The sequence below is a fragment of the Streptomyces sp. NPDC028305 genome, assembly GCF_055569495.1.
On the sequence record NZ_JBVHTN010000006.1, the window covers coordinates 930,770 to 956,345 of the forward strand.

At 73.2% G+C, this 25,576-nt stretch carries 20 protein-coding genes; 9 read left to right on the forward strand and 11 right to left on the reverse strand.

Annotated features, from left to right (window positions below):
• Nucleotides 1-15: 15 nt before the first annotated feature.
• A complete protein-coding gene (locus ACZ4WQ_RS29605) occupies nt 16-894 on the forward strand; it encodes a M23 family metallopeptidase (protein WP_468022554.1) in 879 nt (292 codons plus the stop codon).
• A gap of 54 nt (nt 895-948) precedes the next feature.
• Here the strand turns inward: ACZ4WQ_RS29605 and ACZ4WQ_RS29610 are convergent, their stop codons facing one another.
• A complete protein-coding gene (locus ACZ4WQ_RS29610; RefSeq protein WP_311727192.1) occupies nt 949-1,569 on the reverse strand; it encodes a TetR/AcrR family transcriptional regulator in 621 nt (206 codons plus the stop codon).
• A 159-nt stretch (nt 1,570-1,728) separates the two neighbouring features.
• Between ACZ4WQ_RS29610 and ACZ4WQ_RS29615 the strand changes: the two genes are divergently transcribed.
• The gene (locus tag ACZ4WQ_RS29615) at nt 1,729-3,366 is read left to right on the forward strand and encodes an MDR family MFS transporter (protein WP_311727193.1); all 1,638 of its coding nucleotides are present in this window, start codon (nt 1,729-1,731) and stop codon (nt 3,364-3,366) included.
• A 95-nt stretch (nt 3,367-3,461) separates the two neighbouring features.
• On the opposite strand, the gene cseC is transcribed toward ACZ4WQ_RS29615, so the two are convergent.
• From cseC to ACZ4WQ_RS29640, 5 genes are all read right to left on the reverse strand, one after another.
• Nucleotides 3,462-4,760 carry a two-component system sensor histidine kinase CseC gene (gene cseC, locus ACZ4WQ_RS29620; protein WP_311727194.1) on the reverse strand — a complete coding sequence of 433 codons (1,299 nt, stop codon included), beginning with the start codon at nt 4,758-4,760 and terminating at the stop codon, nt 3,462-3,464.
• A gap of 6 nt (nt 4,761-4,766) precedes the next feature.
• A complete protein-coding gene (gene cseB / locus ACZ4WQ_RS29625; protein WP_311727195.1) occupies nt 4,767-5,471 on the reverse strand; it encodes a two-component system response regulator CseB in 705 nt (234 codons plus the stop codon).
• A 9-nt stretch (nt 5,472-5,480) separates the two neighbouring features.
• Nucleotides 5,481-6,167, reverse strand: coding sequence for a hypothetical protein (locus ACZ4WQ_RS29630; RefSeq protein ID WP_358848778.1), 687 nt, complete (start codon nt 6,165-6,167; stop codon nt 5,481-5,483).
• A gap of 50 nt (nt 6,168-6,217) precedes the next feature.
• A complete protein-coding gene (locus ACZ4WQ_RS29635; RefSeq protein ID WP_398376659.1) occupies nt 6,218-6,910 on the reverse strand; it encodes a SigE family RNA polymerase sigma factor in 693 nt (230 codons plus the stop codon).
• A 239-nt stretch (nt 6,911-7,149) separates the two neighbouring features.
• The gene (locus ACZ4WQ_RS29640; protein WP_311727198.1) at nt 7,150-8,103 is read right to left on the reverse strand and encodes an HhH-GPD family protein; all 954 of its coding nucleotides are present in this window, start codon (nt 8,101-8,103) and stop codon (nt 7,150-7,152) included.
• A gap of 179 nt (nt 8,104-8,282) precedes the next feature.
• Between ACZ4WQ_RS29640 and ACZ4WQ_RS29645 the strand changes: the two genes are divergently transcribed.
• Together ACZ4WQ_RS29645 and ACZ4WQ_RS29650 are read left to right on the forward strand one after the other, a co-directional pair.
• Nucleotides 8,283-8,966, forward strand: a complete 684-nt coding sequence (locus tag ACZ4WQ_RS29645) for a response regulator (RefSeq protein WP_468022555.1) — start codon at nt 8,283-8,285, stop codon at nt 8,964-8,966.
• A 134-nt stretch (nt 8,967-9,100) separates the two neighbouring features.
• Nucleotides 9,101-9,955: a hypothetical protein gene (locus tag ACZ4WQ_RS29650; protein ID WP_311727200.1), complete on the forward strand. Its 855-nt coding sequence runs from the start codon at nt 9,101-9,103 to the stop codon at nt 9,953-9,955.
• A 282-nt stretch (nt 9,956-10,237) separates the two neighbouring features.
• Here ACZ4WQ_RS29650 and disA read toward each other — a convergent pair whose 3' ends face one another.
• Both disA and radA read right to left on the reverse strand, forming a co-directional pair.
• Entirely contained in the window at nt 10,238-11,296 is a 1,059-nt protein-coding gene (gene disA / locus ACZ4WQ_RS29655) for a DNA integrity scanning diadenylate cyclase DisA (protein ID WP_311727229.1), read from the reverse strand.
• Between the two features lie 236 nt (nt 11,297-11,532).
• On the reverse strand, nt 11,533-12,960 hold the full coding sequence (gene radA / locus ACZ4WQ_RS29660) for a DNA repair protein RadA (protein ID WP_311727201.1): 1,428 nt from the start codon (nt 12,958-12,960) through the stop codon (nt 11,533-11,535).
• A gap of 200 nt (nt 12,961-13,160) precedes the next feature.
• On the opposite strand from radA, the gene ACZ4WQ_RS29665 reads away from it, so the two are divergent.
• Nucleotides 13,161-15,095: a BACON domain-containing protein gene (locus ACZ4WQ_RS29665; protein WP_398376662.1), complete on the forward strand. Its 1,935-nt coding sequence runs from the start codon at nt 13,161-13,163 to the stop codon at nt 15,093-15,095.
• Nucleotides 15,096-15,121: 26 nt separating this feature from the next.
• Here the strand turns inward: ACZ4WQ_RS29665 and ACZ4WQ_RS29670 are convergent, their stop codons facing one another.
• Nucleotides 15,122-16,057, reverse strand: a complete 936-nt coding sequence (locus tag ACZ4WQ_RS29670; RefSeq protein ID WP_311727203.1) for a DUF3109 family protein — start codon at nt 16,055-16,057, stop codon at nt 15,122-15,124.
• Between the two features lie 94 nt (nt 16,058-16,151).
• On the opposite strand from ACZ4WQ_RS29670, the gene ACZ4WQ_RS29675 reads away from it, so the two are divergent.
• The 4 genes from ACZ4WQ_RS29675 to ilvD all read left to right on the forward strand — a co-directional run bounded on the left by ACZ4WQ_RS29675 (nt 16,152) and on the right by ilvD (nt 20,710).
• Complete coding sequence (locus tag ACZ4WQ_RS29675; RefSeq protein WP_311727204.1) at nt 16,152-17,081, forward strand: Ppx/GppA family phosphatase; 930 nt, start codon at nt 16,152-16,154, stop codon at nt 17,079-17,081.
• Between the two features lie 75 nt (nt 17,082-17,156).
• Nucleotides 17,157-18,056 (forward strand): sugar phosphate isomerase/epimerase family protein, encoded by a 900-nt coding sequence (locus ACZ4WQ_RS29680; protein ID WP_311727206.1) that lies wholly within the window; start codon nt 17,157-17,159, stop codon nt 18,054-18,056.
• Complete coding sequence (locus ACZ4WQ_RS29685; RefSeq protein ID WP_311727207.1) at nt 18,053-18,688, forward strand: TetR/AcrR family transcriptional regulator; 636 nt, start codon at nt 18,053-18,055, stop codon at nt 18,686-18,688. The genes ACZ4WQ_RS29680 and ACZ4WQ_RS29685 overlap by 4 nt, the downstream gene beginning before the upstream one ends.
• A 171-nt stretch (nt 18,689-18,859) precedes the next feature.
• Nucleotides 18,860-20,710 carry a dihydroxy-acid dehydratase gene (gene ilvD, locus ACZ4WQ_RS29690; protein WP_311727208.1) on the forward strand — a complete coding sequence of 617 codons (1,851 nt, stop codon included), beginning with the start codon at nt 18,860-18,862 and terminating at the stop codon, nt 20,708-20,710.
• A 114-nt stretch (nt 20,711-20,824) separates the two neighbouring features.
• Here the strand turns inward: ilvD and ACZ4WQ_RS29695 are convergent, their stop codons facing one another.
• Nucleotides 20,825-22,981, reverse strand: coding sequence for a protein kinase domain-containing protein (locus tag ACZ4WQ_RS29695; RefSeq protein ID WP_468022556.1), 2,157 nt, complete (start codon nt 22,979-22,981; stop codon nt 20,825-20,827).
• A 153-nt stretch (nt 22,982-23,134) separates the two neighbouring features.
• Nucleotides 23,135-25,570 (reverse strand): protein kinase domain-containing protein, encoded by a 2,436-nt coding sequence (locus ACZ4WQ_RS29700; protein WP_468022557.1) that lies wholly within the window; start codon nt 25,568-25,570, stop codon nt 23,135-23,137.
• Nucleotides 25,571-25,576: the final 6 nt, after the last annotated feature.

The window sequence follows — 25,576 nt, forward strand, 5'->3', positions numbered from 1 at the left end:
GGAGGTAGTCCCCCTATGTCCCCGCGCGCCAAATCCCGGCACCTCAAATCCCGTAAAACTGGCAAGTCCGTTCTGCGTACCCGCGCCGCCGTGCTGGCCGCGGGAATGGGTGCCTCGCTGGCGCTGAGCGCGGGGGTCGCGCTCGCCGCGGACACGTCGCAGAGCAACAGCGTGCTGTCGGTGACCCCGGCCGGTGAGGTCGGCAAGTCGGTGATGGCGCAGGCCGACGCCCTCCAGAAGGCGATCGACGCCGAGAAGGCGGCCGCGAAGAAGGCGGCGGCCGAGAAGGCCGCCAAGGAGGCCGCGGCGAAGAAGAAGGCGGCGGACGAGAAGGCCGCGGCGCAGAAGAAGGCCGCTGAGCTGGCCGCCGCGAAGAAGAAGGCGGCGGAGGAAGCGGCCGCGAAGAAGAAGGCGGCGCAGGAGGCCGCGGCGAAGGCCGCGGCGGCCGCCAAGAAGGCCGCAGAAGCCAAGGCCCTCTCCTGGGAGACGCCGGTCGCCTCGTACCACATCGGCGCCGCCTTCGGCCTCGCGGGCAACCTGTGGTCCCACAACCACAGCGGACAGGACTTCGTCGTGCCGTCCGGCACCCAGGTGCGCGCCGTCCACGGCGGTGTCGTGGTCAAGGCCGGCGGCAACGGCGCCGGTGACGGCCCGGCGTACGGCAACGCCATCGTCATCAAGCACGCCGACAACACGTACTCCCAGTACGCCCACCTGTCGCAGGTGAAGGTGTGGGTGGGCCAGACCGTGACGACCGGTCAGCTGATAGGCCTGTCCGGGAACACCGGCAACACCACCGGCCCGCACCTGCACTTCGAGATCCGCAAGACGCCGAACTACGGCTCGGCCGTCGAGCCGCTGGCCTTCCTGCGCGCGCACGGCGTCAAGATCTGACGCGTCGCCGCACGGGCGCCGGCCCCCCCAAGTCACGCCCCGGACGCGGGCCCGTCAGGACGCGTCCGGGGCGTCGCCAACCCCTTCGCCCGGGTGCGCCTGTTCGCCCGGGTGCGCCTGCGCCAGCAGATCGAGGGCGACTTCGAGGACGGCCTTCCGCTTGTCCTCGGGGTCGGCCTCGATGTGCTGCATGGCGAAGATGGCCGTATGCATGACGAAGAGCGCGCTGAGGCTGCGGACCTGGTCGGGCAGCGCGGCGTCGGGGTCCCTCAGCAGGTTCGTCATGGCGATCATGCGGTCCTTGAGGGTTTCGCCGGGGCGCAGATGGCTCATCGCGGCCTGGTTCTGCTGCATGAAGCGGAACAGCGGGAGGGCGCTCTGTAGGGCCACGCTGTAGCGGCGTACCAGCTCCTGCTTGGTCTCCAGGGTGCGGGGCTGCTGCCGGCCCCAGTCGAGCAGCTCGTCCAGCGGCCGGGCCAGGTCCTGGAACAGGCTGATGAGGATGTCTTCCTTCGTCTTGAAGTGGTAGTACAGCGCGGCCTTGGTGACGTCGAGCCGCTCGGCGATCTCGCGCAGCGAGGTCTTCTCGTAGCCCTGCTCGGCGAACAGCTCCATGGCCACGTCCTGGATGCGCTGCCGGGTGTCGCCCCGGCGCGCCTGCGGTGTGCTGCCCATGGTGCTCTCCTGTGGTCCTGGGGCCGCGCGCGGCCGAACAAAACTTACTTGACGCCCGGCTAGTTAGCGTCGTACCTTCTCCACTGTACTTAACTAGCCGGGCGGCAAGTAAGTAGCCGGGCACAACAAAGCGCCGCACCCCAGGGGGAAGTGGAGATCATGTCCCAGAATCAGTCCGGAGGCGGAGCGTCGACCGCGTCGCCAGAGCCCAGCGCGGAGGCGGCCGAAGCCGGCTCGCAGACCCCGCCCGGTCGCAAGCCCCGTTCCACCGGCGTCGTGATCTTCGCACTGATGATCGCCATGCTGCTGGCGATGCTCGACAACATGATCGTCGGCACCGCGATGCCGACCATCGTCGGCGATCTCGGCGGGCTCGAACACCTCTCCTGGGTGGTCACCGCGTACGCCCTGGCGACCGCCGCTTCCACCCCCATCTGGGGAAAGCTCGGCGACATGTACGGGCGTAAGGGCATGTTCCTCACGTCCATCGTGATCTTCCTGGCCGGTTCGGCCCTGTCCGGCGCGGCCCAGGACATGGGGCAGCTGATCGGCTTCCGGGCCCTTCAGGGCCTGGGCGCGGGCGGTCTGATGGTCGGTGTGATGGCGATCATCGGCGATCTGGTCCCGCCCCGGGAGCGCGGCCGGTACCAGGGCATGATGGCCGGTGTCATGGCCGTGGCCATGATCGGCGGACCGCTGGTCGGCGGCACCCTCACCGACCACCTCGGATGGCGCTGGATCTTCTACATCAACGTCCCGCTCGGCGCGATCGCCCTGGCCGCGATCACCGCCGTCCTGCACCTGCCGAAGAAGCGCGCGCAGGCACGGATCGACTACATCGGCGCGGCGCTCCTCACCATAGGCATCACCTCGCTGGTGCTGATCACCACCTGGGGCGGCAACGAGTACGCGTGGGGCTCGGCCCAGATCATCGGTCTCGGCGCGCTGGGGGTCGCCTCGCTCATCGCCTTCGTCGGCGTCGAGCGCCGGGTCGCCGAGCCCGTGCTGCCGCTGCACATATTCCGTAACGGCAACTTCTCGCTCATCACGGTGATCGGCTTCCTCACCGGCTTTGTGATGTTCGGGTCGATGACCTTCCTGCCGCTCTTCCAGCAGACCGTCCAGGGCGCCTCGGCCACCAACTCCGGCCTGCTGCTGCTCCCGATGCTGCTGGGCATGCTGGTCGTCTCGCTGATCGCGGGCCGGGTCACCACCCAGACCGGCAAGTACCGGATCTTCCCGATCCTCGGCGGCGGCCTGATGGTGGCCGGCATGTTCCTGCTGGCCCAGATGGACACCGGCACCACCCGCCTGACCTCCGGCGTCTACATGGCGGTGCTCGGCGCCGGCATGGGCTTCCTGATGCAGACCTCGATGCTCATCGCGCAGAACAGCGTCGAGATGAAGGACATGGGCGTCGGCTCCTCCTCCGCCACCCTCTTCCGCACCCTCGGCGGCTCCTTCGGTGTCGCCATCCTCGGTGCGCTCTTCACCAACCAGGTGAAGGACACGATGACCGAGCGGGCCGGGGAGAAGGGCGCGGCGGTCACCTCCGGCGGCGCCAACCTCGACCCGGCGATGCTCCCGAAGCTGCCCCCGGAGATCCGGGACGCGTACACCCACGCGGTCGCGAACGGGGCGCACCAGGTCTTCCTGTGGGGCGCGGTGATCGCGATCGCCGGCTTCCTCGCGGCCTGGTTCATCAAGGAGGTCCCGCTGCGCGGGGCGGGCCCCAAGGCCAAGGAGGCCGACGCCCAGGCCCCGGCCGACCAGACGCCGGTGGTCGAGGCGGTCTGACCCGGCGGTACGGGCGAGAAGCCCGAACGGCGTGAGGCGCGGCCGGTGCGAGATGCACCGGCCGCGCCTCACGCGTTACGGCCCTGCCCGGCCGGTCAGTCCAGCACCTCGATGACCGGGAAGCTGCCCGTGTTCGTGGGCGCGGACTCCGGCAGCCACAGCACCGCGACCGCGCCCTCCCGCCCCTCCGCCGTCGGCTCCGCGTTGCGGAACGTCAGCCGGGCGCCCAGGACGCGCGCCTGGCCCGCCGCGATGGTCAGACCCAGGCCGTGGCCCGTCCCGGCCCGGTCCTTGCTGCCGGTGCGGAAGCGGCTCGGCCCGTCCTTCAGCAGCGCCTCGGGGAAGCCGGGCCCGTGGTCGCGGACGCGCAGCACCCGCCCCTCCACCGTGACCTCGAAGGGCGGCTTGCCGTGCCGGGCGGCGTTGGCCAGGAGGTTGCCGATTATCCGCTCCAGGCGGCGCGGGTCGGTGGAGACATGGGCGTCGCGCAACACGCTGACCTGGGCGTCGGGGGCCGCGACCCGCACCCGGCGGGTGACGAACTCGGCGAGGGCGATCTCCTGGAGCTCGGCGCGCTCCGCGAAGCCGTCCAGCCGGGCGACCTCCAGGACGTCCTCGACGAGCTGGCGCATCGCCTGCGCCCGGTCGCGTACCAGCTCGGTCGGGCGCCCCGGCGGCAGCAGCTCGGCGGCGGTGAGCAGTCCGGTGACGGGGGTGCGCAGCTCATGCGCGATATCGGCCGTCACCCGCCGCTCGGCCTCCAGCCGCTGCTGAAGCGCCTCGGCCATGCCGTCGACCGCGCGCGCCAGGTCGTCGGTCTCGTCCCGGACCCGGCCGCCGATCGCGTCCCGCACCCGGACCTCGGAGTCGCCCTCGGCGAGCTTGCGGGCCGCGGTGGCGGCCTTGCGCAGCCGCCGCGAGAGCTGGTCGCCGATGAGCACGCCCAGCGCGATACCGCCCAGCACCACCGACACCGAGCCGAGGACGAGGACGCGGTCCAGGTCGCCCAGGATCTTGGCGCGGTCCTTGAACTGGGCGTGCACGGACAGCACCCGGCCGTCCCGCAGCGGCACCGACGCCCAGACCTCGGGGCCCGCGGCGCCGGTATCTCCCAGGTAGGTGGCGCGCAGCCCGCGCGCGGCCTCCTTCTTCAGCTGCTCGGGAAGCCGCTGGTCGTCGAGTTTCGCGCCGAAGCCGAGGTATCCGGACTTCTCGTACCACTTCTGGGCGGCCTGTACCCGGTCGTCCATCACCGCACGGCTGTTGTCGAGCATCGAGACGCGGGCGGCGTTGTGCACGACGAGGCTGAGCGCGATGGCGACGAGCGCGCTCACGGCCGCGATCGCCAGGCTGACCTTCCAGCGCAGTCCGGAGCGCAGAGCGAGCCTCACCATCCGGGCTCAGCCCCTGAGCTTGTAGCCGAAGCCGCGGACCGTCTCGATCCGGTCCTGGCCTATCTTTCCCCGGAGCCGCTGCACATGGACGTCCACGACCCGGGTGTCGCCGCCCCAGCCGTAGTCCCACACCCGCTCCAGCAGCCGGTCGCGGGAGAGCACGGTGCCCGGCGCGGCCGAGAACTCCAGCAGCAGCCGCATCTCCGTCGGCGTCAGCGCGACCTGCTGACCGGCCCGGCGGACCTCCATCCCCTCCGGGTCCACCTCCAGGTCGCCGAAGCGCAGCACCCCGCCCTCGGGGTCTTCGGGCTCCGGCTCCGCGCCCCGGCCCGGTCCGCTCGCATGCCCGAAGCGGCGCAGCACGGCGCGGATCCGGGCGACCAGGACCGCGCCGTCGAAGGGCTTGGTGACATAGTCGTCGGCGCCCGCCTCCAGGCCGAGCACCACGTCGATCGAGTCGGCGCGCGCCGACAGCATGATCACGGGCACCGTGGACTCGTCGCGGATCCGGCGGCACAGGCTCACCCCGTCCAGCCCCGGAACCATCACGTCGAGCAGCGCGATGTCGGGCCGGTCGGCCCGGAACCGCTCCAGCCCGGTCAGCCCGTCCGGCGCGGCGGTGACCACGAAGCCGTCGCGCTCCAGAGCGAGCTGGGTGGCCTCGCGGATGACATCGTCGTCCTCGACGAAGAGCACATGGGTTTCGGCCACGGCCTTACTTCAGCCTTCCGTTCCGTCGTCGGGCGTGGGCAGCTCGTCCTCGTTCACATTGCTGACCTTGTGGTCGGCCACGCGAAACTGCCCACGCGCGTCGGCCCACCGGTACGTCGTCACATCCTGGCGCGAGGGGCAGCACACCGAGTCACTCGAGGCGTAGATCAACTTGGTGACGCGGAGGCTGCCCTTGACGGTGTCGGCGTAGACGGGCAGGCGCTCGTCCATAAAGACGTTCTCATACGTCCCGCCCACCTTGCGGTACACGTACGAGCCGATGCCGAAACCCTCGGAGCAGGTCATGACGTTGATCACCAGATCGGACGCGGTGGAGCCGGTGAGCCGGCCGTACGCCACGTCGACCGGGTAGCCCCCCGACCTCTTCGCGCTCTTCTTGGCGCTCTTCGCGCTGCACGGCTTCAGGCTCGCCTTCAGGTGCTCGCTCACCTTCGGGTCCTTCTTGACCAGCGCGACGGCGTCGACCTTCTGCTGGGTCGATGTCGAGGAGGGGGTGGTGCCGTGGACATACGACTCCGGGGAGTCGGTGCTGTCCGGGGCCCATGACGTACGCGCCGGCCCTTCCTTGCGCACGCCCTGGCCGGCGTCGCCGCATCCGGCCAGCACCAGCCCGCCGACGGCGGCGAAGCCGACGACCGCGCCGCCCGTGATCAGGGCGGCCCTGCGGGGAGCCACCCTGTGTGGAGCGTCCTTACGGGGAGCTTCCTTGCTGGAAGAGGCCTTGATCAGGCCGCGCACCGATCCTGCCCCCGCTCGTGGCCTCGGCGCCGGTCCTGCGGGGTCTGGCGGATCTGGTGGTTCCGGGGGATCTGGCGGCGCGGGCGTGGATCCCGGACGCCCTCGCGGCTGCTCTCCCGACCGCCCTTCTGGCCGCCCTCCTGGCCGCCGCCCCGGGCCTCCGGGCGGCCGAGCGCGCGGGCGTCAAGCTCGCGGCTCTCCAACTCCTGCCGCAGCCTGGCCAGCGCCCGGTGCAGCGTGCTCTTGACCGTGCCGGTCGACATCCCGAGCGCCTCCGCGGTCTCCTCCGTGGTCATCTGCTCCCAGTGTCGCAGCACCACGACGCTCCGTTGCTTGGGAGCCAGCACTCCGAGGATGTCCATCAGCAGCGCGCGGTCCGCGTGCTGCTCGGTGCCGTCCTCGACCCGCGCGTCCGGCAGCTGCTCGGTCGGGACCTCGTCCAGCTTGCGGGCGCGCCACCACTCGGTGCGGGTGTTGATCATGACGCGGCGGAGGTACGCGTCGGCCAGCGACTTGTCGGCTATCCCGTCCCAGCGGCCGTACGTGCGCACCAGCGCGGTCTGGAGGAGGTCCTGTGCCTCGATCGGGTCGGGGACCAGACGGCGGGCGCTGCGCAGGAGCGCGTCCTGCCGGTTGCGTACGTACTCTTCAAAATCCAGAACCTTGCCGCTGCCGGACATCGCCAGCCTCCATCCCGCCGTTTTCCCACCCTGTGTGCCCGGCGGTCACCGAGCACGAAGAGGACGCTACGGAGCGGCTGTTGCGACACCATGTGCATCTGACCTGCGGCGAATGCACAGCTACCCATAGGTTGTGTAACAGCCGGGGGTGTTCGGACGGAGTGTCAGAGTCGGGTCGTGGCCCTGTCACAGCCTTGTCACAGAAACGACTTGGGGCGGGGGAGGGAAGCCCGCGCGGGTCAGCTCAGCGGCAGCCGGTAGAGCCCGCCGTCGAGCGGCTCCACGAGGCCGTCGGCGACCAGCCCGTCCAGCGCGCGGGCCCGCTGCACCGGCTCGTCCCAGACCCTGTCGAGCGCGGCCTGCGGAACCGGCGCGACCGCCTCCCGCAACACGGCGAGCAGCTTGCCCCGCACCTGACGGTCCGTCCCCGCGTAGGTCTGGCCGCGGCGCGGCGGTCCGTCGTGCGCCGGGGAACCGGCCGCCCGCCAGGCGCACTGCGCGGTGATCGGGCAGCGCACACAGTGGGGCGTGCGCGCCGTGCACACCAACGCGCCCAGCTCCATCGTGGCCGCGGCCCAGCGGGCGGCGGTCGGCTCGTCGTCGGGGAGCAGCGCGCGGGCCACCTTGCGCTCGGCGGCGGTCGTGGCGTCCGGCGGGAACTCCCGGCCGCTGACCGCCCGGGCGAAGACGCGGCGGACGTTGGTGTCCAGGACCGCGTGCCGCTGCCCGTACGCGAACGAGGCCACGGCCGCCGCGGTGTACTCGCCCACCCCCGGCAGCGCCAGCAGCTCCGCGTGGTCGCTCGGCACCCGGCCGCCGTGCCGCTCCCGTATGGCGACCGCCGCGCCGTGCAGGCGCAGCGCGCGGCGCGGATAGCCGAGCCGCCCCCAGGCGCGGACCGCCTCGCCGGGCGGCTCGGCGGCCAGGTCGGCGGGGCTCGGCCAGCGGGCGAGCCACTGCTCGTACACCGGCAGCACCCGGTTCACCGGGGTCTGCTGGAGCATGAACTCGCTGACCATCACGGCCCAGGGACCGGCATCGGGGCGGCGCCAGGGCAGATCGCGGGCGTGGCCGTCGAACCAGTCGATGACGGCGCTGTGGAGGACCGGCCCGCTGGGGCCGGCCGGGCCGCCTGCGCCCGCGGTCTCGGCGGAGTCGGCGGAGGGCTTGGAATCGGCGGGGATGGCAGTCATGTCACCCACGATCCTGGCACGCCGGCCGCCCGCCCCGGAAACCACGGGGCCGGCTCGGGGCGTGTCAGGCCCGACCGGCGGGCCTGACTTTCGTCAGGGGCGGCGGCGTACGTCCGCTTGTAGCGTCTGAGTCCGCTGAACGGCAGTGAAAGGGGTGGCGGGCGCCGATGGGGATGCGGATGGGGAACGAGCCGACGATCAGGGTGTTGCTCGCGGACGACGAGGCCATGATCCGCGCCGGGGTACGGGCCGTCCTGGCCGCCGGCCCCGGCATCGAGATCGTCGCCGAGGCGGCCGACGGCCGGGAGGCGGTGGAGGCGGCGCGCGCCCACCGCCCCGACGTCGCGCTGCTCGACATCAGGATGCCCAGGCTGGACGGGCTGTCCGCGTGCGAGGAGATCCGCCGCACGCTGCCGGACACCGCGGTCGCCATGCTCACCACCTTCTCCGAGGACGCGTACATCTCCCGGGCGCTGGGCGGGGGCGCGACCGGCTTTCTGCTGAAGTCCGGCGACCCGCACGAACTCATCGCGGGGGTACGGGCGGTGGCGGGCGGCGCGGCGTTTCTGTCGCCCAAGGTGGCCCGCCACGTCATCACCGAACTCGGCGGCGAGCGCCTGACGCGCGGTGCCGCGGCCCGCGCCCGCACGGAGGTCCTGACCACACGGGAGCGCGAGGTGCTGGCCCTGGTCGGCGCGGGCCTGTCCAACGCGGAGATCGGGCGGCGGCTGCACCTGGTCGAGGGCACGGTGAAGGGGTACGTCAGCGCGGTCCTGGACCGCCTGGAGGTCGGCAACCGCGTCCAGGCGGCCATCGTGGCGTACGAGGCGGGGCTGGTCGCCGGCGCGGGAGACGGCGGATAGGACGCGCTTCTCCCGTGGATTCGGCCGGGATCCGGTCGGGGTCCGGCCGGGATCCGGTCGGATGATGAGAAAAGTAGGGCAGCTAGCGGCGGTTATTGGCGGGCACCGGAGCGGATCTCTCGTAGAGTTTCCGCGTGGGATCTCTGCGCAATCCGATCGGGCCGCTTCCCTCCTCCATTTACTGGCGGCGGAGGGCTGTTGCGCTGGCCTTTCTGATTCTCGTCCTCCTGCTCGCCATCTGGGCCTTCGGCTGGGGTGGCTCCGGCGGGGGCGGTGGAAAGGACGAGGGCAAGGGGTCGGGCGGCGGTGGCGCCGCGAGCACCATCACCCCGGGGCCCACCTCCTCCACGCCCGTCAACAGCCAACGGCCGGGCGGGCGCGACGAGTCGGACGACGCCGGGACCGGCGGCGACGACACCGGTGGCGCCGACAGCGGCGGCAGCGGGGACGGCACCGACACGGGCGGCGCCGGCGGTGACGGGTCCGCCGCGGGATCGGACGGCGACGGCGGCGGGACCGGCGGCTCCCTCGGCATCGGGGACGGGCAGAGCGTCCCGGCCGGGTCCAGCCTGGCCGCCTGCACCCCGGGCGCGGTCGAGCTGACGGTGCGCAGCGTCAAGGACTCGCGGGTGAAGAACACTTACGAGCCGGGCGAGGAACCCACGTTCGAGATCATCGTGAAGAACTCCTCGGACACCGCCTGCAAGGTGGACTTCGGCCGCGCGGCGGCGTCACTGACCATCACGGACGCCGAGAACGACCATGTGTGGGCGTCCGACGACTGCCCGAAGGGCAGCAAGTCCGTGCTGGTCGAGGTGGCCGGCAAGGGCCAGACCAAGCGCACGGTGGACTGGGACCGCAAGCGCAGCGCCGAGGACTGCGCCAAGCCGTCGGGCGACGCGTCGGCCAAGCCCGGTACGTACCTGGTCGAGGCGAAGGTGGAGGGGCTGGGCACCGCGCGCGTGTCGTTCGTGCTCAACAAGGGCTAGGTCGTGTCCGCAAAGTCGCGTCGGATCAGCCCGCGGCGCGGGGGCACCTCCCAGCGGTAGCTGGGGGCGCGTGCGATCGCAAGGCGGAGGGTCGCCCTCGTACTGGGCGTACTTGGGCGAGCCCGACAACGCAGCGCGGGGGCACCCCCAGCGGTAGCTGGGGGAGCGTGCCAGGCGTCGCGGGCCCGGCGGGACTTTGCGGACACGGCCTAGGCCCGGACGGGGCCTAGGGAGGGGCCGGGCGCCGGACCGGGGCGCCCGCTGGACGTACCGAGGCGCCCGCTAGACGTACCGCTCCAGGATCGACGACTCCGCCAGCCGCGAGAGCCCCTCGCGCACCGAGCGGGCCCGCGCCTCGCCCACGCCGTCCACCATCTGGAGGTCGTCCACGCTCGCCGCGAGCAGCTTCTGCAGCCCGCCGAAGTGCTCGACCAGCCGCTCGATGATGGCGCCGGGGAGCCGCGGCACCTTCGCCAGCAGCCGGAAACCGCGCGGCGACACCGCGGAGTCGAGGGTCTCGGGGGAGCCGCTGTAGCCCATGGCGCGGGCAACATTGGCCAGTTCGAGCAGCTCGGCGTGGGTCAGCCGGTCCAGCTCGGCCAGCGCCTCGGGGACCGTACGGGTGCGCTTGGCGGTGGGCTCGGGCACGTAGTCCCGCACCACCAGCTCGCGCTCCGGCTCCACGCCCGCGATCAACTCGTCCAGCTGGAGCGACAGCAGACGGCCGTCGGTGCCCAGCTCGACCACGTACTCGGCGATCTCGGTGGCGATACGGCGGACCATCTCCAGCCGCTGTGCGACCGCCGTCACATCCCGGACCGTGACCAGGTCCTCGATCTCCAGGGCGGAGAGCGTGCCCGCGACCTCGTCGAGGCGGAGCTTGTAGCGCTCCAGGGTGGCCAGCGCCTGGTTGGCGCGGGAGAGGATCGCGGCCGAGTCCTCCAGGACGCGGCGCTGACCGTCCACATACAGGGCGATCAGCCGCATCGACTGGCTGACCGACACCACCGGGAAGCCGGTCTGGATGGAGACGCGCTGCGCGGTGCGGTGGCGGGTGCCGGTCTCCTCGGTGGGGATCGCGGCGTCCGGAACGAGCTGCACGCCCGCCCGCACGATCTTCGCGATGTCCTTGTCGAGGATCAGCGCTCCGTCCAGCTTGCACAGCTCGCGCAGCCGCGTCGCGGTGAACTCCACGTCCAGCACGAAGCCGCCGGTGCACAGCGACTCGACGGTCTTGTCCGTGCCGAGCACGATCAGTCCGCCGGTGTTGCCCCGCAGGACGCGCTCGAGGCCGTCGCGCAGCGCCGTGCCAGGGGCGACGGCGCTCAGAGAGGCGCGCATCAGACCGTCGGCTTTGCCGGGAGCCGCTGCCCGGTCGCCTGCTGCCACTGCACTCCTCCGTCGCAAGGTCATTCGCTGCCGCGGGCCGCCCTGCTGTGCCGGTGCGCGGGCTACGTACGGGCGAGACCAGGGCAAAGTCTACCGGCGGTCACCGCCCTCCCGCCGGGTCTCCCGGCGTACGCCTGTGGGCAGGGGCGGGAGCGCGGCTTCCGCGCCCGCGTTCACCAGGCAGGGCCTCAGCCGCGCGGCGCCTCCTCCGGCGTCCGTTCGGGCCGCTCGGCCCGCTTACGGCGGGGCAGTACGCGCAGTGCGTCCCCTATGTTCGACACCTCCACCACCCGCATGCCGTCGGGGATCTTCCCCGGGTCGCCGGGCACCAGGGCGTGGGTGAAGCCGAGCCGGGCCGCCTCGGACAGCCGCCGCTGCACGCCCGTGACCCGCCTGACCTCTCCCGCCAGGCCCACCTCGCCGATCGCCACCAGGTTCTTCGGCAGCGGGGTGTCGCTGGCCGCGCTCGCCAGCGCGAGCGCCACGGCCAGGTCGGCCGCGGGCTCGGAGAGCCGCACGCCGCCGACCGTGGCGCTGTAGATGTCGCGCTTGCCGAGCGCGCTGATCCGGCCGCGCTGCTCCAGGACGGCGAGCATCATCGACACCCGCGAGGTCTCCAGGCCGGAGGTGGTGCGGCGCGGGGTCGGGATCTGGGTGTCGACGGTCAGCGCCTGCACCTCGGCCACCAGCGGCCGGCGGCCTTCGAGCGTGACGGTCAGGCAGGTGCCGGGCACCGGCTCGTCGCGGCGGGTGAGGAACAGCCCGGACGGGTCGGCGAGACCGGTGATGCCCTCGTCGTGCAGCTCGAAGCAGCCCACCTCGTCCGTCGCCCCGTACCGGTTCTTCACACCGCGCACCAGGCGCAGCCGGGCGTGGCGGTCGCCCTCGAAGTGCAGCACGACGTCCACCAGGTGCTCCAGGAGGCGGGGGCCCGCGATGGCGCCGTCCTTCGTCACATGGCCGACCAGGAGCGTGGACATCCCGCGCTCCTTGGACGCCCGGATCAGCGCCCCCGCCACCTCCCTGACCTGGGCCATGCCGCCGGGCGCGCCGTCGATCTCGGGGGAGGCGACGGTCTGGACGGAGTCCAGGATCAGCAAGGACGGCTTGACGGAGTCGAGATGGCCGAGGACGGCCGACAGGTCGGTCTCGGCGGCGAGGTAGAGATGCTCGCTCAGCGCGCCGATGCGGTCGGCGCGCAGCCGCACCTGGCTCGCCGACTCCTCGCCCGTGATGTAGAGGGTCCGGTGTTCGTCGCTGGCGGCCTTGGCGGCGACGTCGAGCAGCAGCGTCGACTTGCCGACCCCCGGCTCCCCGGCCAGCAGCACCACGGCGCCCGGGACCAGGCCGCCGCCCAGGACGCGGTCGAGCTCGTCCACACCCGTGGAGCGGGCGGTGGCCTGACGGCCGTCCACCTGCCCGATGGGCAGGGCCGCCGAGGTGACCCGGCCGGGCGCGGTCGTCCGCACCGCGGGCGCGCCGAACTCCTCGACCGTGCCCCACGCATGGCACTCCGGGCAGCGGCCGAGCCACTTGGCGGTGGTCCAGCCGCACTCCTTGCAGCGGTAGGAGGGCCGGTCCTTGGCGGACGAACGGGAGGAGCTACGGGCAGCCATGCCGTAACGCTAGCGCCGGGCACCGACAGCCGTGTGCACGGGCGGGGGCGGGTGGTACGCGTGGGCGGGCCGCGCTTAGCAGATCCGGGGCGCGTTGGGAGGACACCTGTCCCCTTATGAGGGAGATGGTCACCCGTAAGGGTTAAAACAGCGCAAGAAGCGCGAGGGAGCCTGCATCATCCGCCTACCGTCGCCGAGTGATGAGCAGCAGGCCCGAGCACTCGACACACTCGCCCGGCGCATCCGGTGCGTCCCGCGCATCCGGCGCGCCGCGCCGCGCGTCGCGCGCCTCCGCCGCGCGCCCGCAGCATCCCCCGGCGCGCTACGAACCGTATCTGGACGGCCTGTTCACGTACTGCCTGTCGGTCCTGTGCGAGCACGACGCCGCGACCGCCGCCCTCGGCGAGGCGCTCGCCGTCGCCGAGCGGCAGCACGGCCGGGGGCGGGGGCGCGTGGCCGCCGAGGGCGATCTGCGGCGGCCCTGGCTCTACGCCCTCGCACGCTGGGCCTGCCTGCGCAAGCTCACCGAGCTGAAGGATCTGAGAGGTCCCGGCGACCGAGGGGACCGGGAGGAGGCCAAGGTCCCCGACGGGCCCACCGGCGCCGAGGAGCACGAGCGCGCCGTCGGCCGGCCCCGGCCGCCGGAGGTGCCCGCCCAGCGGCGCCACCGCGACCGGCGCGTCCCGGGTGCGTCCGCGCCCCCGGCCGGACCGGCCTCGTCCACCGCCGCGCGGCGCCGCCGCGAGCTGGCCGCGCTCGCGTGGCCCGAGGCCGCCGGGACCACTCCCGAGCAGCGCGAGGCGCTGGAGCTCGCCGTGCGCCACCGGCTCAGCCCGCACGAGGTCGCGGCGGCGCTCGGCAAGGAGCGCGATGAGACCCGCGCCCTGCTCGCCAGCGCCGCGTGCGAGGTGGAGCGGACGCGCGCCGCGCTCGCCGTGGTCGAGCTCGGCCACTGCCCCGTCGTCTCCCGGCTGGCCGGCGACACCCAGGTGCTGCTCTCCGCCGCGCTGCGCCGTGAGCTCGTACGTCATGTGGACGACTGCCGTGAGTGCCGCGGGATGGCCGAGCGGGCTACCGCGGGCGGCCCCTGGCCCGGTACGGCGGCCGCGCCCGCGGCCCTTCCCGTCCTGGAGGCGCCGCGCGCCGCCGTGCACGCCGCGATGGTGGGCGCGCCCGGCGCGCGCCCGGCGCGCGCCCTGAGCGCCCGGCCGCGCTTCGACCGGCGGGGCTTCCCCATGGATCCCAAGGAGCAGGCGGCGCGCCGCAGCCGGCTGCGCAGCCGCGTGCTCACCACGACGGTGGTCGCCTCGGTGGTGGCGGCCCCGGTGCTCGCGCTGTGGGCCGCCTATCGGGGCACCCCGACGGCGGGCGACGACCACGACACGGACTCCGTGGCCGCCGCCAACGCGGACGGCACGGCCGAGCGCACCCCCGACCGGTCAGGCGACGCCCGCGGCGAGCAGACCGGCCGCCCGTACGGCCCGGCGGGCAGCGCGCAGGACCGTTCCCGCTCGCGGCTGAAACCCGGCCGCGGCGGCACCGCGGGTAAACAGTCGCCGGACGCGTCCGCGGAGGTCGTCGGCGGGGCCGGGGAGGGCCACGGGAAGGGCGACCGGGACGGAGACGGGAAGGCGGAACGGTCCGGCACCGCGCCGGGCGAGCGGGCGCCGGGCCCGCGAGGCACGCCCGGCGGCGCGGGCGGCCGGCCGGGGTCCGGCCCCGGGTCCGGATCGGGCCATGGGCGGACCGAGCCGGGCCCGGGGCGGCTGACGGTCGAGGCACAGCCCAGTGGCGAGGTCACGGTCATCAGGCTCAGGGCCTCGGGCGGCGCCCCGGTGCGCTGGTCGGCGGCAGCCGACGCGCCCTGGCTCCAGCTGAGCCACACCGCCGGGGTGCTGCGGCCCGGCGAGACGACGACGATCAACGTGTCCGTGGACGGGGACCGCGAGCCGCCCGGGCACTGGAGCGCGCGGGTCAGGGTGGGGCCGGCGGCGGCGGTGGTGGTGATCGAGGGGCGCGGCGCCGAGCCCGAGCCCACACCCGAGCCCTCGGACTCGCCCGGCGGGCCCACGCCGCCGACGAGCGACCCGTCCCGGGCCCCCTCCGGCCCACGACCGGAGCACTCGAAGCCCTAGGCCACCCGGCTCACCCGACCGCCGGCCTAGCCCACCGGATCGGCGGGGTGCGGGGCCACCAGGGGGAGCGAGGAGGCCAGCCGCTGCTCGCAGAGCTCGGCCAGCCGGTCGTAGCCCTCCTTGCCCATGAGCTCCGTCAGCTCCGCCCGGTACGAGGCGTACACCGGCTCCCCGCCGCCGTGCGCGGAGGTCGCCGAGGTGCACCACCAGTGCAGGTCATGGCCGCCCGGGCCCCAGCCGCGCCGGTCGTACTCGGCGATGGTGATCTCCAGCACGCGCGTGTCGTCGGGCCGGTCGATCCAGGCGTACGACCTGCGGATCGGCAGCTGCCAGCAGACGTCCGGCTTGGTCTCCAGCGGCTCGCGGCCCTCGTTGAGCGCCAGGATGTGCAGCGCGCAGCCCGCGCCGCCCTTGAAGCCCGGCCGGTTCTGGAAGATGCACGAGCCCTCGTAGCGGCGGGTCTGGCGCTCGTCGTCCTCGTCGCCGGACTGGGTCCAGCCCGTCTCGTGCCCCACGTCGTGGAACTGCCAGATGTCCGGGGTGAGCCGGGCCACGTGGCGGCCGACGCGCTTCTCGTCGTCCTCGTCCGAGAAGTGCGCGCCCAGCGTGCAGCAGCCGTCGCTCGCGCGCCCCGCCTGGATGCCCTGGCAGCCCTGGCCGAAAACACAGGTCCAGCGCGAGGTCAGCCAGGTCAGATCGCAGCGGAAGACCTGCTCGTCGTCGGCGGGGTCCGGGAACTCGACCCAGGCGCGGGCGAAGTCCAGGCCGACCTCGTCATCGGCGTCCGACGCAAGGTCGGCGGACGCCGGGCCGCCCGATACCGGGCCGCCCGACGTGTCCGCGAGGTCCGGAGCGAACGCGATGACCGGCTCGTCCTCGGCAGCGTCGGCCACGGCCTGCTGCCCGGCCTCGGGACGCCGCTTCCGGACTTTGTCCTGCTTCGCCTTTTTCGTCTTTGCCACGGGCCAAGCGTATGCCCACGCGGATGCTTACGAGGAGCGGGTCAGGGCCGGGACCCGTACCTGACCAGGCGATCCGCGCAGTAGCGTTCTGGCCATGAGACTCGGTGTCCTGGATGTGGGTTCGAATACGGTCCACCTGCTCGTGGTGGACGCGCACCCCGGCGCACGCCCGCTGCCCGCCCACTCGCACAAGGCGGAGCTACGGCTTGCGGAGCTGCTCGACGACGGCGGGGCCATCGGCTCCCACGGCGTCGACCGCCTGATCGCGGTGGTCAAGGAGGCGCTTCAGGCCGCCGAGGACAAGGGCGTCGAGGATGTGCTGCCCTTCGCCACCTCCGCCGTCCGGGAGGCCGCCAACGCCGACGAGGTGCTGGCCCGCGTCGCCGAGGAGACCGGGGTGGAGCTGTGCGTCCTGACCGGTGAGGAGGAGGCGAGGCTCACCTTTCTCGCGGCCCGCCGCTGGTATGGCTGGTCGGCCGGAAAGCTGCTGGTCCTGGACATCGGCGGCGGCTCGCTCGAGATCGCGTACGGGATGGACGAGGAGCCGGACGCGGCTGTCTCGCTGCCCCTGGGTGCGGGCCGGCTGACGGCCGGCTGGCTGCCCGGCGACCCGCCCGCCCCGGAGGAGGTACGGGCGCTGCGACGGCACGTACGGGCGCAGATCGCCCGGATCGTCGGCGACTTCAGCCGCCACGGCGCCCCCGACCACGTGGTCGCCACGTCCAAGACGTTCAAGCAGCTGGCCAGGATCGCGGGCGCGGCACGCTCCACCGAGGGCCTGTACATACAGCGCCGGCTGACCCGCCAGGCGCTGGAGCAGTGGGTGCCGAAGCTGGCCGCCATGCCCGTCGACAGGCGCGAGCAGCTGCCGGGGGTCTCCGAGGGCCGGGCGCCGCAGCTGCTGGCGGGGGCGCTGGTGGCGGAGGGCGCGATGGATCTGTTCGGGGTGGACGCGCTGGAGATATGCCCGTGGGCGCTGCGCGAGGGCGTCATCCTGCGCCGTCTGGACCACCTCCCGGGGTGATGCCGCTCACACCGCTCGCGCCGTCGCGAGCGGTGGCGGTTTAGCCGTCCGGGGGAGCGCCGTACCCTGTCCCTCGTGACAGAGCCAGTGGTGCGCATCCCGGATGCGAAGGTCGCGCTGTCCACGGCCTCGGTCTATCCGGAGTCGACGGCGACGGCCTTCGAGATCGCCGCACGCCTGGGCTACGACGGTGTCGAGGTCATGGTGTGGACCGATCCGGTCAGCCAGGACATCGAGTCGCTGCGCCGGCTTTCCGACTACCACGAGGTGCCGATTCTCGCGGTGCACGCGCCATGCCTGCTGATCACTCAGCGGGTGTGGTCGACCGACCCGTGGGTGAAGCTACAGCGCGCGAAGGCGGCCGCCGAGAAGCTCGGCGCCTCCACCGTCGTCGTCCACCCGCCCTTCCGGTGGCAGCGCGCGTACGCCAGGGAGTTCGTACGCGGAATCTGGCGGATGGCGGGCGAGACGGACGTGCGGTTCGCTGTCGAGAACATGTACCCGTGGCGCTACCGCGACCGGGAGATGCTCGCGTACGCGCCCGACTGGGACGTCACCCACGACGACTACCGCCACTTCACGATCGACCTCTCGCACACGGCGACCGCCCGTACGGACGCGCTCGGCATGGTGGACCGGATGGGCGACCGGCTGGCCCACCTCCACCTCGCCGACGGCATGGGCTCCAACAAGGACGAGCACCTGGTGCCGGGGCGCGGCAACCAGCCGTGCGCCGAGCTGCTGGAGCGGCTGGCCGCCACGGGCTTCGACGGCAATGTGGTGGTCGAGGTCAACACCCGGCGGGCCATGTCCACGGCCGAGCGCGAGGCCGACCTGGCGGAGGCGCTGGCCTTCACCCGGCTCCATCTCGCCTCGGCGAACGCGGCCGCCGCACCGGGCGCGGCCGGCTCAGCGGGCCCGGCCGCCGCGCCGGACTCGCCCGCCTCGTCCACCGGGGCGGTGCCCGGCCCGTGACCCCGGCCCTGCCCGCGCAGTCCCCCGCTCCGCGCCGCCGCGGCCGTCCGCCCCGTGCCGAGGGCGCCGCCGACGTACCCGCCGCCCGCGACCGGATCCTGACCGCGGCGCGCAACGAGTTCGCCGAGCGTGGCTACGACAAGACCTCGATCCGCGGCATCGCGAAGGCCGCGGGGGTGGACCCGGCCCTGGTCCACCACTACTTCGGCACCAAGGACCAGATCTTCGGGGCGGCCGTCGAGCTGATCTTCGCGCCCACCATGGGCGCCCCTGACGCGGTGCAAGGCGGCAGCCGGGACGGGGCGGGCGAGCGGATGGCCCGCTTCATGTTCGGCGTCTGGGAGAACCCCGTCACCCGCCTGCCGCTGCTGGCCGTGATGCGCTCCGCGCTGACCAACGAGGCGGCGGCCGCGGTCCTGCGGGGCATGATCGAGCGGCGGCTGCTGCTGCGGATGGCGGACGAGCTGGACGTGCCGAACCCGGAGTTCCGGGCGCAGCTGGCGGCCGGGCACATCATCGGGATCGCGATGCTGCGGTACGTGGTCCGGATGGAGCCGATGGCCTCCGCGCCGGTGGAGGACATCATCGCCATGGTGGGGCCGACGCTCCAGCGCTACATGGCCGAGGACTGAGCCACCTCGATGCGCTGAGCAGCCCGGGGTCAGTACGAGGGGCTGCCCGAGGACTGAGCCGCGCGTCTTGGGATCCGGACGGTCCGTCCGTTTCCCGGTGGTAGGCGTACGCTCAGAAGACTCAAGAACCCGTACCACCGGGACAACCCGGAAACGAGGGAGTGGAGCACCGTGCCCGAGCTGAGGTCCCGCACCGTCACCCATGGCCGCAACATGGCGGGCGCCCGAGCCCTTATGCAGGCCTCGGGCGTAGCGCGCGAGGACTTCGGCAAGCCGATCATCGCGGTCGCCAACAGCTTCACGGAGTTCGTGCCCGGCCACACCCACCTCCAGCCGGTCGGCCGGATCGTGAGCGAGGCGATCCACGCCGCGGGCGGCATCGCGCGCGAGTTCAACACCATCGCCGTGGACGACGGCATCGCCATGGGCCACGGCGGAATGCTCTACTCGCTGCCCTCCCGCGACCTGATCGCCGACTCGGTCGAGTACATGGTCGAGGCGCACTGCGCGGACGCGCTGATCTGCATCTCCAACTGCGACAAGATCACGCCCGGCATGCTGATGGCCGCGATGCGGCTGAACATCCCCACCGTCTTCGTCTCCGGCGGCCCCATGGAGTCGGGCCGGGCGACCCTGGTCGACGGCACCGTCCGCAAGCTCGACCTGATCACCGCGATCTCCGAGGCCGTCAACGACAGCGTCTCCGACGAGGACATCGCCCGCATCGAGGACAACGCCTGTCCGACCTGCGGCTCCTGTTCCGGCATGTTCACCGCGAACTCCATGAACTGCCTCACCGAGGCGATCGGCCTGTCCCTCCCCGGCAACGGCTCGGTGCTGGCCACCCACACCGCCCGCAAGGCGCTGTACGAGACCGCCGGCCGCACCGTCGTGGAGATCACCAAGCGCTACTACGAGCAGGACGACGAGACCGTCCTGCCGCGCGCCGTCGGCTCCCGCGCCGCGTTCGAGAACGCCATGGCCCTCGACATCGCCATGGGCGGCTCGACCAACACGATCCTGCACCTGCTCGCCGCCGCCCAGGAGGCCGGGCTCGACTTCGACATGAAGGACATCGACGGGCTCTCCCGCCGCCTGCCCTGCCTGGCGAAGGTCGCCCCGAACGTCGCCCCCGGCGGCGTCTACTACATGGAGGACGTCCACCGGGCCGGCGGCATCCCCGCGATCCTGGGCGAGCTGTACCGGGCCGGTCTGCTCAACGAGGACGTGCACACCGTGCACTCGTCGTCGCTCGCCGACTGGCTCAAGCAGTGGGACATCCGCGGCGGCTCGCCCTCCGCCGTGGCCGTGGAGCTCTTCCACGCCGCCCCCGGCTGTGTGCGCTCCGCGACCGCCTTCTCGCAGTCCGAGCGCTGGGACACCCTCGACACCGACGCCGAGAACGGCTGCATCCGCGACAACGAGCACGCCTACTCCAAGGAGGGCGGCCTGTCCGTCCTGCACGGCAACCTCGCCGAGGACGGCTGTGTGGTGAAGACCGCCGGCGTCGACGAGTCCATCTGGACCTTCGAGGGCCCGGCCGTGGTCTGCGAGTCCCAGGAAGAGGCCGTCGAGAAGATCCTCGGCAAGCAGGTCAAGGAGGGCGACGTCGTCGTCATCCGCTACGAGGGCCCCAAGGGCGGACCCGGCATGCAGGAGATGCTCTACCCCACCTCCTTCCTCAAGGGCCGGGGCCTGGGCAAGGCCTGCGCGCTGATCACCGACGGCCGCTTCTCCGGCGGCACCTCGGGCCTGTCCATCGGCCACGCCTCGCCCGAGGCGGCCTCCGGCGGCACCATCGCCCTGGTCGAGGACGGCGACCGGATCCGCATCGACATCCCGGCCCGCACCATCGAGCTGCTGGTGAGCGAGGAGGAGCTGGCGGCCCGGCGCGCGGCCCTCGGCGGCGTGTACGCGCCGAAGAACCGCGACCGCAAGGTGTCCGCCGCGCTGCGGGCGTACGCGGCGATGGCCACCAGCGCCGACAAGGGCGCCGTGCGGGACGTCAGCAAGCTCGGCTAGCCACCCCGCGCCTCGGCTGTTCGGCCGGGGCGGCCTCCTGGACGCGACGCGAGCCGTCCGGGGGCCGCCTCGGCCGTTTCCTTTGCCCGGCCCCGCTTCTCCGGGGCAGTCAGCTCAGTCCCGCTCTTCGGTGAGCGGGTGCTTGGTGACGTCCTGGCTGAAGACCGACAGGCTGTCGTACCCGTACACCCCGTACAGCGCGTCGCCGATCAGCATCACATCGGCCGGCGCCCCGCCCGGATCCGTACGCGCCTCCCCCCGCCACAGCTCCCGGCCCCCGGCCAGCGCCAGGGCGACCACCCGGCCGCTGGCGGTGGCGAGATACACGGCGCCGCGCCGGGACGAGACGGCGGCGCCGGTCAGCCACTCCACCTGCGTGGCCTTGGTCCACAGCCGCTCGCCGCCGGTCGTGACCGCCATGACCTCGCCGTTCTGCCGGATGAAGAACATCGTGTCGCCCGCCAGGGAGACCTTCAGCTGAAGCGAGTGGAGGCCCGAGGGCAGCGGCGCGCGCCGGACGGCCCCGCTGTCCGGGTCGATCGACAGGACGGCGGTGTAGCTGTCGTCTTCCTTCCCGCCCTCCAGGTAGATCAGCTTGCCCGACCCCACGCCGAGCGAGTCCAGCCGGGTGGCGCGGGAGACGATCCGCTTCGGCTTGCCCGAGCCGGGGTCGAGGGCGTAGATCTCGATCTGCTCGAGTGACGGATCGTCCACAGGGTGGCACTTGGCGTAGGGGCGGCCGCCCAGGACGTTCGGCTGGCAGCTCAGGGTCTTGCTGATCCGGCGCGTCCAGCGGATGTCGCCGGTGCGCGCGTCGACCGCCTGGAACGTCTCGTCGTCCCAGCTCTGGGTGAGGACGGCATGGCCGCGGCCCCTGGCGAACGTGGCGCCCTGGACGGTGTCGCCGATGTCGGTCCGCCACACCCGCTCGCCGTCCCCGGTCCGGTATGCCTCCAGCCGCTGCCGGCCGCTGTCGAGCTGGACCGCGGCGTGCACCAGTCCCTCGGACACCCCGACGAGTTCGGCGGTCGGCTCGCCGGCCGGATGACGCCACACGGTGCGCCCCGTGGCGGCGTTCAGCCGGGTGACGGGAACCCCGCTCGCCCCGCAGTACAGGTCGCCGTCGGACACCAGGCAGCGACTGTCGTACCGCGGGTCGTCGACGGCCGGACCGAGGGACGAAGAGGGGAGTTCACGGTCCCAGGGCCGCCAGCCGGACGGGAGCGAGGCGGCGGCCACCGGGACGGGCCCGTCGTCGTCATCGCCCGGGGTGCCGGGGCGGAAGGCGGTCAGCGCCGCGAGGACGGTCCCGGCCAGGGCGGCGGCCAAGCCGCTCGCGACCAGCGCTCCCCGCACCCAGCGCGCCCGGCGGCTCTCCGTCAGGGTGCTCGCCGCGGCGCCCTTCGCGCCGCCTTTCGCGGTTCCTTTGGTGGTTCCCTTGGCCGTACCGATGCCGGTGTAGTCCGCGGCGGGCAGCGCCCGCAGCCGCTCCAGCAGCCGGTCGATCCCCGGCCGGGCCGCCGGGTCCTTGGCGAGGCAGTCCGCGATCAAGCCCCGCAGCGGCTCCGCCACCTCGTCCAACGACGGCTGCTCGTGCACGACCTGATACGCGACGATGTACGGACTGTCCGCGGCGAACGGGCCATGGCTCGTGACCGCGAACACCAGCACCGCCGCCAGCGAGAAGACGTCCGACTCCGGGCCGACCTCGCGCGGGGTCCGCAACTGCTCCGGGGACATGAAGGGCGGCGTGCCCATCACCCGCCCCGTCATGGTGAGCGTCTGGTGGTCCGCCGCCCGCGAGATGCCGAAGTCGATGACGCGCGGGCCCTCGTCCGACAGCACGATGTTCGCGGGCTTGAGGTCCCGGTGGACCACGCCCACCCGGTGGATGTCGCGCAGCGCCTCGGTGAGCCCGATCGCCAGCTTCCGTAACTCCTCGCCGCGCAGCGGGCCGCCCGCACCGATCCGCTCCGAGAGGGTGGGGCCCGACACATACGAGGTGGCCATCCAGGGGCGCTCGGCCTCGGGGTCGGCGTCCACGACCGCCGCGGTGAACGCCCCGCTCACCCGCCGTGCCGCCGCCACCTCCTGACGGAACCGCACCCGGAACTCGTCGTCATCGGCGAACTGCTGGTGGACGACCTTCAGCGCGATCCGCCGCCCCGACTCCGACCGAGCCAGATACACGGTGCCCATCCCGCCGGCCCCCAGCCGGCGCTCCAGCGTGTAGCCGCCGATGGACTCCGGATCCCCTGCGCGCAGTGCCATCCGTCTTCTCCAGGTCGTGTCCGGCGCGCACCAACCGCCCGGAAGCCGGGCCGGATCGAGCCCCGGCCGGACCAACTCACGGCCGGACCAGGCCCGTCCGGCACACAGTGCGGCATCACTTTAACCGCGTGCGCCGCGGCGTAACCGGGGTCTTCACCAGCGGGCCGGGTCCCGTCCCGCCACCCCGAAGACCGTGCCGTCCGGCGCCGATCCGAACACCTTGCCGTCCGCCGCCACCGGCGCGGGCACCAACTCCAGATAGCTCTTCCCGGCCTTGCCCGTACGCGGCGGGGTCTGCCCCAGCACCTCGCCCCGCACCGCGTCCACGGCGAGCAGCCGCCCGTCGGCCGCCGAGAAGTACAGCCGGTCGCCCGCCGCCACCAGCGGCGACGCATTGCCCACCGAGGTCTCCAGCCGCCAGCGCTGCGCCGTGGCCGGATCCGTACGGCGCGGGTCGACCGCCACCAGACCGCCGTCGGAGCACAGCAGATAGACCGTGTCGCCGCGCACCGCCACGCTGGTCGAGGAGACCGGCGCGGCCAGCGCGACCCGGTGCTCGGCGTGGCGCGCCGGGTCGTACCTGACGACCTCGGCGGTGCGGGTCTGCTCGTCGGCGCCGGTGAGGTACAGGACCTCCGCCGAATCCGTACCGGCCGAACTCGTACCGGCCGAACTCGTCCCCGCCGGGGTGAGATTGCCGCTGAACGACCGCTTCCAGCGGACCGTGCCGCGCTCCGCGTCGACCGCCGTGACCAGCGTGTGGGAGCCGTCGGCCGACGCGGTGAGCGCGTAGGCGGTGCGGCCGTCGCCGTACGAGACGAAGGCCGGGCGGGTGTGGCCGGGGACGGTGTGACTCCAGCGCCGCTTGTTCGTGGCCCCGCTGACCGCCGTGACCACACCGTCCGCCGCGACCATCAGCACGGTGTCGCCCGAGGGGTAGACCCGGCCCTGGTACGAGGCGACGTCACGGCTCCAACGGACGTGCCCCGTCTTCGGGTCGAGCGCCCGCAGCCGCGTCCCGTCCGGCGACACCACCTGGACCAGGCCGCCGGAGAGCGCGGGGGCGGTCGGCGTGCCGTCGTCGGGGCGGCTCGCCGTGGCCGGGCGCGACCACACCACCTCGCCGTCGGCCGGGTCGAGGCGGGCGGCCTCGACGCCGCGCCCGGCGCAGTACAGCGCGCCGTCTCCGTGTGAGCAGAACGCCGCCCGGATGCCCTCGCCTTCCGCGCCGGATCCTTCGGCCGACAGCGTGCCCTTCCACGGCCGCCAGGCCGCCGCCTTCGTGGCGCCGGCCGGCTGGCCGTGCGCCGAGCGCCGCCCGCCGTGGTCCCGCTGTAGCGCCCAGACCGTGCCCGCGCCGAGCATCACGGCGGCCAACACCCCGACGGTGACCCACCGTCGGGCCGTCCGGCTCCGCCGTCGCCCTGCCTCACCGTGGGCCGAGCCGTCCCTGATCCGGGTGTCCGCGTCCGGCCCGCCGTACCGGGCGCGGTCGTCGGCACCGGCCGGACCATCCTCGTCCTTGTCCTTGTCCTCGTCCTCGTCCTCGACATCGGGCTCGGCTTCGGCCTCCGCAGCCGTAGCCGCCTCCGCTTCCCCCTCCGCTTCCGTTTGAGGGTCCGCGTCCGGACCCGCCTCGGGGGCCGGGTCCCGCTCGTCGTACGGGCCACCGTCGTCGTCATCGCCCCACAGCGGGCCCGTGCCACGCCCGCGCTGGGCCGGTACGCGCGGGAGCGGCCCGCGCAGGGCGGGCGGATGGGGGCCGCCGATGGCGCGCAGGACCGTCATCAGGGCGTCCGGCGTGGGCCGTTCGTCCGGTTCCTTGGCCAGGCAGCGCTGTATGAGCGGCAGCAGTACGTGCGGCACGCCCGCCAGATCGGCCTCGTCGTGCACCACCTGGTACGCCACGATGTACGGGCTCTCGGACTCGAACGGCCCGCGCCCGGTCGCCGCGTGCACCAGCACCGACCCGAGTGCGAACACATCGGCCGCGGGCCCCACATGGCGCGGCCGCTGGAACTGCTCGGGCGCCATGAACGGCGGCGTGCCGATCAGCTTGCCCGTCTCCGTGCGCAGTTCGCTGTCCGACGGGCGCGAGATGCCGAAGTCGATGACCTTCGGCCCGTCCGCGGCGAGCAGCACATTGCTCGGCTTCAGATCGCGGTGCACCACGCCCGCGCGGTGGATGTCGCGCAGCGCCTCCGAGAGTCCGGCGGCCAGCCGCACCATGTCGCCGGTGGGCAGCGGGCCGCTCCGCTTGACGTGTTCGGCGAGGGTGGGGCCGGGGATGTAGAGGGTGGCCATCCAGGGCCGCTCGCCGTCCGGGTCGGCGTCCACGACGGGCGCGGTGAACGCCCCGCTGACCCGCCGGGCGGCCGCCACCTCCTGCCGGAACCGCGCCCGGAACTCGGGGTCTTCGGAGAACTCCGCATGGATGACCTTCACCGCGAGGCGCCGCCCCGAGGCCGAACGCGCCAGGTGCACCACGCCCATGCCGCCGGAGCCGAGAGGCGCCTCGAGCCGGTACTGACCGGCGTACTCCGGATCCTCCGCTTCCGGGCCCGTCCCGGCTCTGCGCACCGGCGGCATTCCCCA

What these genes read in the sequence shown, in the direction of transcription:
- ACZ4WQ_RS29605 (WP_468022554.1), top strand. Translation starts at nt 16, where the DNA reads ATGTCCCCGCGCGCCAAATCCCGGCACCTCAAATCCCGTAAAACTGGC.
- ACZ4WQ_RS29610 (WP_311727192.1), bottom strand. Translation starts at nt 1,569, where the DNA reads ATGGGCAGCACACCGCAGGCGCGCCGGGGCGACACCCGGCAGCGCATC.
- ACZ4WQ_RS29615 (WP_311727193.1), top strand. Translation starts at nt 1,729, where the DNA reads ATGTCCCAGAATCAGTCCGGAGGCGGAGCGTCGACCGCGTCGCCAGAG.
- cseC (WP_311727194.1), bottom strand. Translation starts at nt 4,760, where the DNA reads ATGGTGAGGCTCGCTCTGCGCTCCGGACTGCGCTGGAAGGTCAGCCTG.
- ACZ4WQ_RS29635 (WP_398376659.1), bottom strand. Translation starts at nt 6,910, where the DNA reads ATGTCCGGCAGCGGCAAGGTTCTGGATTTTGAAGAGTACGTACGCAAC.
- ACZ4WQ_RS29640 (WP_311727198.1), bottom strand. Translation starts at nt 8,103, where the DNA reads ATGACTGCCATCCCCGCCGATTCCAAGCCCTCCGCCGACTCCGCCGAG.
- ACZ4WQ_RS29645 (WP_468022555.1), top strand. Translation starts at nt 8,283, where the DNA reads ATGGGGAACGAGCCGACGATCAGGGTGTTGCTCGCGGACGACGAGGCC.
- disA (WP_311727229.1), bottom strand. Translation starts at nt 11,296, where the DNA reads ATGCGCGCCTCTCTGAGCGCCGTCGCCCCTGGCACGGCGCTGCGCGAC.
- radA (WP_311727201.1), bottom strand. Translation starts at nt 12,960, where the DNA reads ATGGCTGCCCGTAGCTCCTCCCGTTCGTCCGCCAAGGACCGGCCCTCC.
- ACZ4WQ_RS29665 (WP_398376662.1), top strand. Translation starts at nt 13,161, where the DNA reads ATGAGCAGCAGGCCCGAGCACTCGACACACTCGCCCGGCGCATCCGGT.
- ACZ4WQ_RS29675 (WP_311727204.1), top strand. Translation starts at nt 16,152, where the DNA reads ATGAGACTCGGTGTCCTGGATGTGGGTTCGAATACGGTCCACCTGCTC.
- ACZ4WQ_RS29695 (WP_468022556.1), bottom strand. Translation starts at nt 22,981, where the DNA reads ATGGCACTGCGCGCAGGGGATCCGGAGTCCATCGGCGGCTACACGCTG.
- ACZ4WQ_RS29700 (WP_468022557.1), bottom strand. Translation starts at nt 25,570, where the DNA reads ATGCCGCCGGTGCGCAGAGCCGGGACGGGCCCGGAAGCGGAGGATCCG.